Source organism: Octadecabacter algicola (assembly GCF_021532625.1).
Taxonomy (GTDB): Bacteria; Pseudomonadota; Alphaproteobacteria; order Rhodobacterales; family Rhodobacteraceae; genus Octadecabacter; species Octadecabacter algicola.
In genome coordinates, this window is record NZ_JAKGAR010000002.1 from 490,150 (window position 1) to 502,042 (window position 11,893).

Consider the following 11,893-nt stretch of genomic DNA (forward strand, 5'->3'; position numbering starts at 1 on the left):
GCAAGATGTGCGGGTGCTTCTACTGCCTGACTGTATTTGCATCTGAGAAGATAGAAGATTGGTGTGACGATCAATGGCATCCTGAAGGAGCTACAGCTCTCTGTCCCTTCTGTGGCGTCGACTCCGTGATCGGTGATGCTTCAGGATATGAGCTCACGCCAGAGTTCTTAGCCGATATGCACAAGTACTATTTCCAGAATGTTACGAGTAGCACTAGCCTATCGAGCGCGTGACCATCACACCTGCCCAAGCGGCAAACCCAGTCAATATACCGCCCCAAATCGTGTCGATAGCAACCTGCTGGGGCGACCAATCACGAAGTGTCGCGTAGTTCGTGAATTCATAGGTTCCATAGGCCAGAAGTCCCAGCGCTATGCCGCCAAAGAAAGCTGCGGTCGGATCATTCTCTCGGAGGGCCGGGGCCGAAACGAACCACAGCACCCCAGCAATATATCCCAGATAAAACACAGCGGCGGGTCCAACGCGAAACGGATCGGCGAACAGGTGCGCGACATGGCGGTCAAATACTGGCTTTATGAGCAGGCGCAGGCCGACAGCGTCGGCGGCAAAAAAGATCACAGCAGTTGAGAGATAGAGTACCAGAATGTTCATGATCTTTGACCTTTCATGAATGAGAAGAAGGCGCGGAACGTCAATGCGGCAATGCCAATGGCGGCCAATGCAATTACCAACCAGTTCGCGCTGGGTGCGTTTTGGACAATCACGCCAGTTAGCGCCCAAATGACGGCAACGGGGTAGCCCCATTCTCGGGGTCTTACTGATTGCACGAATAGCGCGACAACCAAAACGCCTGACAGACAAAGGATCGCCGCGGTTTGGGCCGACACTATTGCGTAGCCCCCGAGGACGACGCCAATGCCCACACCGCTGGCTGCTGTTAACCAACCGGCATAAAGCGCGACTGGGCGGACCTGTAGCCAAGTCTGTTGATGACCAGCACGAAACAAAGCGAGTATTGCCGAAGCTGCCATCAAAACGATCATGATCGTGGCCAAAATTGGTGCGGCGTTCGCCGCCGCGATCCAGAACGTTCCGATGATCAAGCTAAAGGCGAGCGGCAAGCGCATTGCCTGCCAGTCGTTATCATCCGCCTTACGCCAGAGCCCATATGCCGCCCCGATGACAAGCCATAGGTAAATGACACCCCAAATCGAGAAGGCGTATCCTGCTGGCTGCACAGGCGGATCAACTTGTGCGACAGGAAACTGATCAGGCGTAAAGCCATTGAACCCAGTGGATGCCAGTGGCGACAGAACGAATGTTATCGTTGCAATCAGAACAACGTGAGGGAGGTATCTCATCATTGTGTTAACCTCTTGGTTAGCGGCATCGCCGCCCAGTACGGAAGTGCGCTTAGCAACTTCAAACCCCAGGTCAGGCGGCGTGGGAAATGCACCTCAAAACGTCTTGAACAAAGCCCGTCTATGATCGCGGTGGCAGCGCGTTGGGGTGTCACCATCGCAGGCATACGGAAGTCGTTACGCTGTGTTAGGCGTGTGTCGACAAAGCCGGGGTTGATCAGGCGGACGTCGACGCGCCCTGAAAGCTCTGCGCGCAGAGATTCAGCAAGATTGATCACACCAGCTTTGGTTGCCGAATAGATTTGGCCTTGAGGCAAGCCAATATAACCCGCCACCGATCCGCACAGCGCGAGCTGGCCGCCGTCCTTCAGCAGTGTTGGGCCGACTTGCGCAACGTGAAAACTACCGGTCAGATTCGTTGTGACGATTTGCATTGCTTTTTCGGGATCAAGATCGGCGATCTTGCCCGGATCATAAATGGCCGCCAGATGCACAATACGATCCAAGGCGCCGATCTTGGAGATCCTGACGGCCGCTTCATTGATGCTGCTACGATCAGACACATCAAGAGCAAGCGGTATGTGCACAGACCCGAGCTCTGCCGCGAGAACGTCCAACCGATCCTGCGAGCGTGCAGACAAAATCACGCGCGCACCTCGTTGCGCCCAATCCCGTGCCAAGGCGGCACCGATGCCCTCGCTGGCGCCAATAATCCAGATAGTCTCAGGCTCAGGCATGGGCCAACTCCACTTGAACAACGTCGGTTTGTCCGACTGCGAAAGACCCTGCACAAATTCCGAGGTAGAACTGCCAATTGCGCAAGAATTCGGGGCCATACCCCAATTTATTCACCTTGGCCGACTGCTGAGCCAATCTATCACTCCATTGAGCGCAGGTGCGCGCGTAGTCTTGGCCGAATGCATGGCTTCCCTGTACTGTGAGCCCCGCGCGTTTCGCTTGTTCGGCGATCACTGCGTCTGACAGTAACATGCCTCCAGGGAAGGTATATTGCCGGATGTAGTCGGCACTGCGCCGATACGTTTCGAAATAGTCATCGGGTACCGTGATCGCTTGGATGACGGCACGCCCGCCCTCCGAAAGTCGGGCTTTGAGGGTGGCGAAATAGGTTGGCCAATATGTCTGGCCGACCGCTTCGATCATTTCAATGGAAACAATGCTGTCGTACTGGCCGGAGCATTGGCGATAGTCTTGCAGACGTATTTCAGCGCGCCCGTCTAGCCGGGCATCGGCATACCCCTTTTGGCTGGGGGAAATCGTCAGCCCGGTGACGTGACGCCCATTGTCCGCCGCACGTTCAGCAAATCCACCCCAACCGCAGCCGATCTCGAGGACGCGTTCTGCGGGTCCAATTTGGTTCAGAACACGATCATATTTGCGATTTTGCGCTCGTTCTAGGTCATCGTCCCCATCCGTAAACATAGCAGACGAGTAGGTCATGCTTTTATCCAGCCAGAGCTGGTAGAATTCGTTGCCAACGTCATAATGCGCTCGAATGTTGCGCGCGGCCCCCTTGAGAGAGTTGGCGCGCATCAATCGGTTCACGACGCGAAATTTCAGGCTGCTCCAGAAACCTGCATAGGCATAGCCACGAAACTGTTCGAGGTTTTGTAAGGCAACGGCGGTCAGGTTTTCGATTGAAGATGTGTCCCACAAACCAGCGACATAGGCCTCTCCCAGTCCGATGTCGCCACGCGAAGCGATCGCAGTGACCACCGACCAGTCGTGGATCTGCATATCGGCAGCTGGGCTCCCATGGCCAAAGTTGACCACTTCGCCCTCTGGCGTTCTCAATTGCAGGCTTCCGGAATTAATCTGCGCGCAGGTTTCCAAGAAATCGTGTTTCACGCGTTTTGTCAGGAAGAGCATTAAGTGACCTCGGTCTTGGGGGGTGTCGGGCGGGTGCGATATCGAGCACCCTTCAATTTTAAACGAACGGCTTGCCAGTGGATCAGCGCGATTGTTCGAAACGCACCAATTGGGCGGCGCAGGACGGTTTTGATTAAATTCGTGTTTGTGAGGGGCGCGCGGGACCCAGCGAGAGTGGCAACTACGCCCTCATCGCCATTGCGGTATAAGATGCGGATGGCGATGCGATCGGGTTGAATATCAAAACTGAATTCATAATTGCCCTTCACCTCTTGGAACGGCGACACATGCAACGATTTTGGCGTGGTTATGCGACTGTCAGACGTGATGGGGGCAAAATTTGGTAAGTGACACAGGTAGGAGTGACGGTCGCCAAACGGCGTTGAAACCTCGGCGATGACTGCAACCAGATCTCCGCCGCGTTTTGCCAACCAAAAGCTGACTGGATTGAAACAATTTCCGAACAAACGAGGCTGAGTGAGCAGCTGTAGTTGATGATCCGCCTCGGAAAGACCATGCGCCGTCAAAACCTCACGGGCCCATTTGACGCCTCGTCCGGCCTTGAGAGGTCCGCCGTGGTCGCGATCATGAACCGAGGCGAGATTGAAACGATTGCGTGAAAACAGGCTTGGCCCATTGGCCGCTGTTTCGGGGTCAATCAGAACAAAGTCCACACCATAACGAAAGCCATGCTTGATCGCCCCACGGCGCCCATGGGTCGTCACACCAGCTATAAGTTCTGGCTTTTTCGTCATGCGAGCTGCCGATCCATCATGCGGGCGATGCGGGCCGCGCTTGCAAACCCGTCTTCATGAAATCCGTGCCGTGTGTAGGCGCCAGCATACCACGTGTTGTTGTGACCTTGCATTTCGGTCAACTGTCGCTGAGCGACCAACGCCGGTGCGTCAAATACCGGATGTCGAAATGTCTTTTGATCGTAAATCAATTCATCGGGCACGGCCTCGGATGGGTTCAAAGACACAAACAGCGGGTCATCTGACGGGATATTCTGAAGGCGGTTCATCCAATACGTCACCCCTATTGCGGGTTCCGGTTGGGTTGTATCCGCCTTGTAAACCCAGCTTGACCAGACGGAACGGCGCTTGGGCATTTGATTTTCGTCTCTGTGCAGGATCATCTGATTGTCCTGAAACCGGATCGCGGACAGGGCAGCACGTTCCTGAGGTGTTGGTTGTTCTAAAAGGCGTAGGGCTTGATCCGAATGGCAGGCGAATATCACTTGATCGAACGGTTCAAGCGGGCCCGCGCTGCTGTGAACGGTGCTTTTTTGACCATCACGACTGACGCTTTGCACGGCGGTTCCGGTTCTGATCGCAACACCACGCCCGCGAAGGCTGTGTTCCAGCCGACGCACGTATTCGATGCTACCACCGTCCACGGTCCACCATTGATGCTGACCCGATGAACTTAACAAAGCATGGTTGCGAAAGAATTGCACCAAAGCGCGGGCCGGGAAGCCACGGATTTCATCCGGCGGCGTCGACCAGATCGCACCACAAAGTGGCATCAAATAGTAGCGTTGGAACCAATCCCCCAATCGTAGATCATTCATCAGGTCGCCGATTGTGGCGGTATCGTCCGTCGCGAGCGCTTCCGCTTTGTCATTAAACCGCAGGATATCTCGGACCATGCGGACAAACCCGGGTCGCAGCAGATTGCGTTTTTGAGCCGTAAGCGCGCCCACGTCGCGTAACCCGTATTCGATTTCGCCACCGTTAATCGTGGCGCCGAAGCTCATGTCACTTTTGACAACAGGCACGTCTAATTCTTGAAACATCCGTGTCAGGTGCGGGTAGTTCGCGTAATTAAATACAATGAAACCCGTATCAACCGGCTGATCTCCATTTAGGCCAGCCATAACGGTACGCGCGTGGCCACCCAGCCTTGGAGCGGCCTCAAACAGTGTCACTGCGTGATGGGGGGACAGAAGATGGGCCGCTGAAAGCCCAGATATACCGCCGCCGATAATAGCAATCCGTTGTGGGCGGATCGGAACTGCATCTAATGACATTGAAACTCCGGTTGGTTGTTTGAATAGTTTACGCGCGTTCAAGCATTTCGGATCAAAAAAATGATCCAAAAACTGATCGCCCCCGTAATTGGTGTATGTTGACAGAATGCATAGATATCGAACAAGCTGATCGGCGCCCTTTGTTGGAGCCGCGAAAGGACCGATCTCAGGTGAAGCAATCGCCCCCACAGATATCTGCACTGACGGCATCAATGATTGCCGTCCGCAATGATCGGGACCGCGCCGCATTTGCACTATTGTTCGATCATTTTGCACCTCGGCTGAAGGGATTTATCATGCGGTCCGGCACCGGATCCGGACAAGCCGAAGAGATTGTTCAAGACGTCATGTTGACCGTTTGGCGCAAGGCAGAGCAATTCGATCCCGAGCGCGCGCAAGTGTCCGCTTGGGTTTATCAAATCACGCGAAACCGCCAAATCGATGTAATCCGTAAAGAAAATAAGCCGCTGCCAGAAGAGTTAGGCGAAGACCCGAGCGCTGAACCTGACGCCAGCCAGATATTGGCCGTTGAGCAAGAGGCTGGGCAGTTAAAAGATGCTCTAGGGCGTTTGAAGCCAGAGCAGCGTGAAATAATTGAAAAAGCTTATATGGGCGAGCTTACCCATCAGGAGATCAGTACCCAAACGGGTCTGCCGCTTGGCACAATCAAGTCCCGCATCCGTCTGGGTCTTGAAAAGCTACGTCACGAGTTAAAGGAACTGCGTTAAGATGACGACCATCACTCACCACCCATCAGACGCCTTGCTGGCGGCCTATGCTGGAGGAAGCTTACCGCAGCCATTTGCGTTGGCCGTGGCAGCACATATCTCTTTGTGTCTAGACTGTCGCGCTACTTACGAAGCCCATCTCGTATCGGGTGGTGCGGTATTGGAGATGAGCAATACCGAAGCCGTGTCGGCCGACTTGAAATCCAATGTGCTTGATCTTTTGGACGCACCAGTTGCAGCAAAACCAGCGTATCAGCGTTCAGGGGTTTTCCCGGGCCCTGTGATGGAAGCGCTAAAAGGTAAGCCTCCGCGTTGGAAATCCCTCGGGATGGGAGTCCGTCAGAGTATTTTGTCGGACGGGCGCGATGGTTCTGTTCGTCTTCTTTATATACCGCCTGGCCGCGCCGTTCCGGATCACAGCCACAACGGTTTGGAACTGACTTTGGTCCTTCAAGGTAGCTTCAGCGATGAAACCGGTCGGTTCGGTGTTGGTGACCTTGAGGTTGCGGATCACACGCTTGAACATACGCCAGTTGCCGATCCGGGCGCACCTTGTATCTGCCTTGCGGCCACGGACGCGCCATTACGATTCAATTCGTTTATCCCGCGATTGCTTCAGCCATTCTTTCGTATCTGACGCACAAAACATGACATTCAACTAGGGCAAAAAACCATCGGTTTCCCGGTGGTTTTTTTATTTATTTCAACAGGTTGAATTGGTTGTCCTCACGTTTCTGTGACCATGTGAACCAAGCCCGATCGTCCTCCGTAACCTTTGTACGAAACGTAAATCAAAACGGACATGATCGTCCGGCAACACGGAGAACGAAGATGAAAATGAACCTGAAAGCCACTGCTGCAGCCCTCACACTCAGCCTAACTGCCGCGGCAGTGAACGCCGAATCCATCGTTGAAATCGCCGCTGGCGACGAACGCTTTTCAACGCTTGTAGCCGCAGTCTCTGCCGCTGGCCTCGTCGACACATTGTCGGGACCGGGTCCGTTCACTGTATATGCGCCGGTCAACGATGCGTTTGCGGCGCTACCAGAGGGAACGGTTGATACTCTTTTGCTTCCTGAAAATAAGGATCAGCTCACCAATGTGCTGCTTTACCATGTTGATGATCGGAAATTGTCCGCCAGCATGATCCCTGCTGGGTCAAATTACTTCCGCCCAATTCTGGACAGCGAACGTCTTTGCATTACTGCCGGAAGTGGCGGCGTAACGATTGCTGATGGAACAGGCGAAATGGCAAATGTCATCATCGCAGACATTATGGCTGACAATGGCGTTATTCACGTCATCGACAAGGTCCTTCTGCCGGGCACACGCCCTGCGTGCCACTAGTTAGATATGGCGCCCTGCTGAATAGGCAGGGCGCCCATTCATCACTCACGGGGCTCGGTTAACGTGCCTCAGAACTTTCCAAGCTAGAATGATCGGCGCCCGCCGTCTCGCGCAGCTGCATCGGCTGCATCGGCGAGAATTTGTGCTTTCAAACCATCGTCGCCGGTTGGCGTCATTGGAACATTCGATACAATACTAGAAACGAAATGTTCCATCTCGGCGCGGTACGCAGCCGCGTAGCGTTCTAGAAAGAAGGGCTGTGTGGCAGCAGTTTGGTGCCCTGCGCCCGTGGCCAGCTGAACGGTGTTTTCGAGCATATTGTCTGCGCGCAACATTCCTTTTGACCCGTGCACTTCAATGCGTTGATCGTAGCCATAGGTCGCACGGCGGGAATTGCTGATCTGGCAAAGCTTACCGCTCGCGGTCTTCAACGTGACAACCGCTGTATCAAAGTCACCAGCGTCGCCGATTGCAGGGTCCACAAGGCAAGACGCTTCTGCCGTAAGTTCAACAGGTTCTTCGCCCAGCAAGAACCGTGCCATATCAAGGTCATGGATCATCATATCGCGGAAAATTCCGCCAGATGTTTTGACGTAGCCGATCGGGGGCGGGGCAGGGTCGCGCGACAGGATCGTGACGATTTCCACATCACCGATAACTTGATCGGCAATCTGTTTTTGCAAATGGGCAAAGCTCGGGTCGAAGCGGCGGTTGAAGGCCACCATGAATGGCACGTCTGCGGCTTTTACGGCGGCTAGGCACTCGCGAATGCGGTCCACGGACAGATCGACAGGCTTTTCGCAAAAGATCGCTTTGCCGTTCGCGGCGGCTTTGTGAATGAGGTCATAATGCGTGGTCGTTGGGGTGCCAATGACGACAGCATCAATGCTGGGGTCTTCCAGCATCCCGTCACTGGTCATGACCTTTGCGCCCAATTGTCCGGCCAACGCGTTCGCCGCTTCTGGCAGGAAATCTGATACTGCGGCAGCCCGCGCAGTGTGCATTCCTGCAAGTGTGGCGCCGTGGACTTGGCCGATACGGCCACATCCCAAAAGTCCGATGTTGAGCATGTTTTATCCTTTTAGAGGAGCAAGAACGCGACGAGTGGCGGCGATCATAGGTGTTTCTGTGTCTTTCAAGATCGATACACGATCGAACCGTTTAGGATCTGAGGCAATTGCGTCTCGAAGGGCAGCGCCGAAGGCCATGCGCAGTTCGGTGCCGATGTTGAACTTGCAGATGTTGGTTTCGCGGGCCAATCGCGCGCGTTGTTCAACTGGCACGCCTGATCCACCGTGGATCACCAATGGCACGTCCGTTAGGGCTTGGATTGCGGCGATGCGCTCTTCGTCCAACCCGCCTTCTTTGTCTTCTTGAAGGTGTACGTTTCCAACCGAGATTGCCATTGCATCGACCCCTGTCAGACGCGCGAATTCCGCGGCCTCCGCGGGGTCGGTTCCGGCGGATGCTTCGCCTAACGCGTAGCCCACGAAACCGATTTCACCTTCGCAGGAAATGCCTGCCGCATGGGCCATGTCAGCGATGCGTTTGGTTTCCTCTACATTTTCGGCGAATGGCTTGCGTGATCCGTCAAACATTAAGGACGTGAACCCGCTGTCCAACGCTTCGGCGCATTCATCATAAGTATAGCCGTGATCCAGATGAGCCACGACAGGCACAGACGCGTTCTCGGCCAGATGGCGGAACATCTTTCCAAGAACGGGCAGGGGCGTGTGTGCTCTGCATCCGGGGCCAGCCTGTAGAATGACAGGGCAGTTTTCAGCCTCTGCTGCATGTACAAAGGCGCGCATGTCTTCCCAACCGAGTGTCACGAGACCAGCAACCGCCGTTCCGTTCTTGAGCGCGGGCTGCAAGACATCCGCAAGTGTTACCAACGCCATAGTGCGCTCCTATTTGAACTTTGCGATCATGTCTTTGATGCCGGGGATCGTTTCGACCTGATAAGCATGGCTCGGTTGGAAGAACTGCACGAGGCTGCGCTGTGACAGTCCTCCAAGGATCGTGAAGTAATACATCTGATAGCCAGGCAGAACCGCGCAAGGGTGATAGCCGCTGTCGAGGCAGATCGTTGAGCCATCCACGATGTGATAGGCGTCACCCGCCTTGCCGTCTTCGCGCTGCAACATCTGCACGCCTGACCCGTGGTTGGGTTTGAAACGGAAGTTGTAGGTTTCATCGTGGCGCGTTTCTTGCGGTAGGCGATCTGTGTCGTGCTTGTGGCTTGGGAAGCCTGACCATCCACCTTCGCCGACGGTGAACAGCTCGGATACCAGTAGGCGACCAACCTTGTCGTGATACTTGGTACCAAGGATATGTTTGATCTTGCGGTGGGTCTTAGTGTCGTCGGATCCGTATTGGACCATGTCCAGTTCATCTGAACGCACGGCAAAGGCATCTAACACCTTGTCGTAGCGCGCTCCGGCCACAAAAACCTCGGCTTCGTCCGAGGTGCAGACGATTTCCGCTTTTGCGGCGGTGGGGACGTAAACACCTTCTGGTTCACCGTCCCAAACGTCTTCGCCACGTCCGCCGATATCACCGGCCTTGAAGCCTTCGACGTCGATGTCGATGCTGCCGGTGGCAGGCACGATGCAGGTCTCATATCCGGGCACTTCATATTCAAAGGCCTGCCCTTTTTTCAACTTCACTATGTTAAAATAGTTCAGCGGAACGGTGCTGTCGTCGATATCAACGATAGGTTTGTTGTGGTTGTCGAAGGGAGCAATATGCATGATCGTTCCTTTAGCGTTGAGTTGGGCCGGAGTGGGTGGCCAGAAAATTTTCAAGCGTTTCGGTGTCAGCCATCGCGGGAGCACAGCCGGGCCGAGAGACGGTGACAGATGCGCAGGCAGAGCCGCGCAAAATAGATGTCTTGAGGTCGTGACCATCCGCGAGAGAAGTTAAAAGGCCGGCCATAAAGCTATCACCAGCACCCGTCGGTTTGAGTGCATCGACTGGGTAGATACCGGTATGAATTTCTTGGCCCTCGGCAAAGGTAATCGCGCCTTCAGGCCCCATCTTGTAGACAACAATCGCGGCAGTGCTTTGCGAGAGTTCACGGGCCTTGTCCAAGCCCTTGTCGATGGACCCGGCCATAAAACCGAATTCTTCGTCATTGCCGACGATCATGTCGCATTGATCGGCCGCGCGGCTGAGGACATCTGCGGCTACTTCAGCAGAGGGCCATGAATAAGGGCGATAATCGACATCGAAAATAATCGGCAGCCCAGCCTCTTTGGCCAGATCAAATGCGCGGAAGGTCGCGCTGCGGGATGGTTCTGCGGCAAGAACAGTCCCTGCCGTAATCAGGGCACCGAAACGGGCGTAATCGACAGCTTCGACGTCAGATTGGTTCATCTCAAAATCGGCGGCGCCGTTGCGGTAGATAACAGACTGGTGCCCCTCAAGACGGCTTTCGTAGACGGCGAGAGAGTTCCGAAACTCGCCGCCGACAGGGGTTACGTAGTCAGTGCCAACGCCGTAGCGCTTTAGTTGATTTACGCAGTAACGTCCGATGCTGTCGTCAGATACCCGCGTTACGATGGCTGCCTTTCCGCCCAGTTTGCAGATTCCCGCCGCCGTATTGGCCGACGATCCGCCAAGGCCCGCGTGGAAGACTTCGGCGTCCTCGGTTGCGGTGCCCGCGGGCGTAAAAAAGTCCATTCCGGCGCGGCCGACGATGACGAAATTGTTCTGGGCTATGCCCGCCAATAGTTTGCTCACTTGCGCCCCTCCGTGTTGCCACCTTTGGCCTGATCCAAAATCTCCGGGTAGGGATAGTTGAAGCCCAGCAGTTGTTTCAGATCTGGACTTGCGGCATCCAAAAACTCTTGCGACAGCGCTGCGGGCATATCCTCTAGCGGTTTCACCCACTTTGGCAGGTAGTTGATCAGGACTGCGGACCGGTCGTGGTCCGCGTTGTTGGGCATCGCGCAATGCCAAGCCACGCCGTAAAACAGCGCCACATCACCCGGCTCGCCCAACATCTGCTCACAATTGTCGTAGAAATTATCCGACTCTTTGGGATAGCGCAGTTCTTTTTGGCTGCCCGGAACGTAGGCCGTGGCGCCACTCTCTTTCGTGAACGGGTCAAGCAAGACAGAGACTTGAGCATTCATCGGAAAGCTGCTGTTCAGACCAACAGGGTGGCTTTCGGATTTGTAGAAGTCCCAATAGGGATAATCGACGTGTGGCTCTTGCCCCGGACCGTCAGGCAGGATGCGGTTTGCGGCAATGGACCCCATGATGAATTCCGTTCCTAAGAACTTGCGCAGGATCGCCATGATCGCCGGAGGGGTCGCCATATCCGAAAAGACCGCGCCCTTGTCCAATAGGTTCCACACCCGGCGTTGCAGGTTGATCCTTCCCTCTTCCGCCGCCTTACCTTGAAAGTGAGTGACCTTATCGGCCTCGGCGGAGTATTCCATCACAATTCGCCGCGCTTCCGCGACTTGCTCATCGGTGAATAAACCCGAGATCAGGACAGCCCCTTTGCCGTGCAACAATTCTGCGACAATCTCATCCGGGTCAGCGGTTTTGGCGGTGTAACGCTTCAT

General features: G+C 55.0%; 14 protein-coding genes. 3 read left to right on the forward strand and 11 right to left on the reverse strand.

The genetic code is table 11. From position 1 onward, the window contains the following. Positions 1–213 precede the first annotated feature (213 nt). From L0666_RS09225 to L0666_RS09250, 6 genes are read right to left on the reverse strand one after another with little or no spacing between them, the layout of a single operon-like run. Positions 214–612 (reverse strand): DUF2177 family protein, encoded by a 399-nt coding sequence (locus tag L0666_RS09225; protein ID WP_235260912.1) that lies wholly within the window; start codon positions 610–612, stop codon positions 214–216. Further along, positions 609–1,325 (reverse strand): tryptophan-rich sensory protein, encoded by a 717-nt coding sequence (locus L0666_RS09230; RefSeq protein WP_235260929.1) that lies wholly within the window; start codon positions 1,323–1,325, stop codon positions 609–611. The genes L0666_RS09225 and L0666_RS09230 overlap by 4 nt, the downstream gene beginning before the upstream one ends. Beyond that, on the reverse strand, positions 1,322–2,059 hold the full coding sequence (locus L0666_RS09235) for an SDR family NAD(P)-dependent oxidoreductase (protein ID WP_235260940.1): 738 nt from the start codon (positions 2,057–2,059) through the stop codon (positions 1,322–1,324). Before L0666_RS09235 ends, L0666_RS09230 begins: the two co-directional genes overlap by 4 nt. Then, entirely contained in the window at positions 2,052–3,209 is a 1,158-nt protein-coding gene (locus tag L0666_RS09240; RefSeq protein ID WP_235260942.1) for an SAM-dependent methyltransferase, read from the reverse strand. Before L0666_RS09240 ends, L0666_RS09235 begins: the two co-directional genes overlap by 8 nt. Next, positions 3,209–3,964 (reverse strand): DUF1365 domain-containing protein, encoded by a 756-nt coding sequence (locus L0666_RS09245; protein WP_235260945.1) that lies wholly within the window; start codon positions 3,962–3,964, stop codon positions 3,209–3,211. Before L0666_RS09245 ends, L0666_RS09240 begins: the two co-directional genes overlap by 1 nt. Beyond that, positions 3,961–5,241 carry an NAD(P)/FAD-dependent oxidoreductase gene (locus L0666_RS09250; protein WP_235260952.1) on the reverse strand — a complete coding sequence of 427 codons (1,281 nt, stop codon included), beginning with the start codon at positions 5,239–5,241 and terminating at the stop codon, positions 3,961–3,963. Before L0666_RS09250 ends, L0666_RS09245 begins: the two co-directional genes overlap by 4 nt. Positions 5,242–5,336: 95 nt before the next feature. Here L0666_RS09250 and L0666_RS09255 point away from each other — a divergent pair, with 95 nt between their 5' ends. The 3 genes from L0666_RS09255 (at position 5,337) to L0666_RS09265 (ending at position 7,316) form a co-directional block, all read left to right on the forward strand. Beyond that, positions 5,337–5,969 (forward strand): sigma-70 family RNA polymerase sigma factor, encoded by a 633-nt coding sequence (locus L0666_RS09255; protein ID WP_418887986.1) that lies wholly within the window; start codon positions 5,337–5,339, stop codon positions 5,967–5,969. A 1-nt stretch (position 5,970) separates the two neighbouring features. Continuing rightward, entirely contained in the window at positions 5,971–6,606 is a 636-nt protein-coding gene (locus L0666_RS09260; RefSeq protein ID WP_235260961.1) for a ChrR family anti-sigma-E factor, read from the forward strand. A 194-nt stretch (positions 6,607–6,800) separates the two neighbouring features. Next, positions 6,801–7,316, forward strand: a complete 516-nt coding sequence (locus L0666_RS09265; RefSeq protein WP_235260963.1) for a fasciclin domain-containing protein — start codon at positions 6,801–6,803, stop codon at positions 7,314–7,316. 83 nt (positions 7,317–7,399) lie between these two features. Here the strand turns inward: L0666_RS09265 and iolG are convergent, their stop codons facing one another. The 5 genes from iolG to L0666_RS09290 are packed head-to-tail and all read right to left on the reverse strand — an operon-like array spanning position 7,400 to position 11,893. Further along, the gene (gene iolG, locus L0666_RS09270; protein WP_235260965.1) at positions 7,400–8,386 is read right to left on the reverse strand and encodes an inositol 2-dehydrogenase; all 987 of its coding nucleotides are present in this window, start codon (positions 8,384–8,386) and stop codon (positions 7,400–7,402) included. 3 nt (positions 8,387–8,389) lie between these two features. Next, positions 8,390–9,217 carry a class II fructose-bisphosphate aldolase gene (locus tag L0666_RS09275; protein ID WP_235260968.1) on the reverse strand — a complete coding sequence of 276 codons (828 nt, stop codon included), beginning with the start codon at positions 9,215–9,217 and terminating at the stop codon, positions 8,390–8,392. Between the two features lie 9 nt (positions 9,218–9,226). Beyond that, positions 9,227–10,069, reverse strand: a complete 843-nt coding sequence (locus L0666_RS09280) for a 5-deoxy-glucuronate isomerase (RefSeq protein WP_235260970.1) — start codon at positions 10,067–10,069, stop codon at positions 9,227–9,229. A 10-nt stretch (positions 10,070–10,079) separates the two neighbouring features. Continuing rightward, positions 10,080–11,060 (reverse strand): 5-dehydro-2-deoxygluconokinase, encoded by a 981-nt coding sequence (gene iolC / locus L0666_RS09285; protein WP_235260972.1) that lies wholly within the window; start codon positions 11,058–11,060, stop codon positions 10,080–10,082. Beyond that, positions 11,057–11,893, reverse strand: coding sequence for a phytanoyl-CoA dioxygenase family protein (locus L0666_RS09290; RefSeq protein WP_235260979.1), 837 nt, complete (start codon positions 11,891–11,893; stop codon positions 11,057–11,059). Before L0666_RS09290 ends, iolC begins: the two co-directional genes overlap by 4 nt.

Excerpts from the sequence above, each read along its gene's own strand:
- L0666_RS09245 (WP_235260945.1), bottom strand. The coding sequence starts at position 3,964 with ATGACGAAAAAGCCAGAACTTATAGCTGGTGTGACGACCCATGGGCGC.
- L0666_RS09280 (WP_235260970.1), bottom strand. The coding sequence starts at position 10,069 with ATGCATATTGCTCCCTTCGACAACCACAACAAACCTATCGTTGATATC.
- L0666_RS09240 (WP_235260942.1), bottom strand. The coding sequence starts at position 3,209 with ATGCTCTTCCTGACAAAACGCGTGAAACACGATTTCTTGGAAACCTGC.
- iolG (WP_235260965.1), bottom strand. The coding sequence starts at position 8,386 with ATGCTCAACATCGGACTTTTGGGATGTGGCCGTATCGGCCAAGTCCAC.
- L0666_RS09265 (WP_235260963.1), top strand. The coding sequence starts at position 6,801 with ATGAAAATGAACCTGAAAGCCACTGCTGCAGCCCTCACACTCAGCCTA.
- L0666_RS09275 (WP_235260968.1), bottom strand. The coding sequence starts at position 9,217 with ATGGCGTTGGTAACACTTGCGGATGTCTTGCAGCCCGCGCTCAAGAAC.
- L0666_RS09290 (WP_235260979.1), bottom strand. The coding sequence starts at position 11,893 with ATGAAGCGTTACACCGCCAAAACCGCTGACCCGGATGAGATTGTCGCA.
- L0666_RS09230 (WP_235260929.1), bottom strand. The coding sequence starts at position 1,325 with ATGATGAGATACCTCCCTCACGTTGTTCTGATTGCAACGATAACATTC.
- L0666_RS09255 (WP_418887986.1), top strand. The coding sequence starts at position 5,337 with ATGTTGACAGAATGCATAGATATCGAACAAGCTGATCGGCGCCCTTTG.
- L0666_RS09260 (WP_235260961.1), top strand. The coding sequence starts at position 5,971 with ATGACGACCATCACTCACCACCCATCAGACGCCTTGCTGGCGGCCTAT.
- L0666_RS09235 (WP_235260940.1), bottom strand. The coding sequence starts at position 2,059 with ATGCCTGAGCCTGAGACTATCTGGATTATTGGCGCCAGCGAGGGCATC.
- L0666_RS09225 (WP_235260912.1), bottom strand. The coding sequence starts at position 612 with ATGAACATTCTGGTACTCTATCTCTCAACTGCTGTGATCTTTTTTGCC.
- L0666_RS09250 (WP_235260952.1), bottom strand. The coding sequence starts at position 5,241 with ATGTCATTAGATGCAGTTCCGATCCGCCCACAACGGATTGCTATTATC.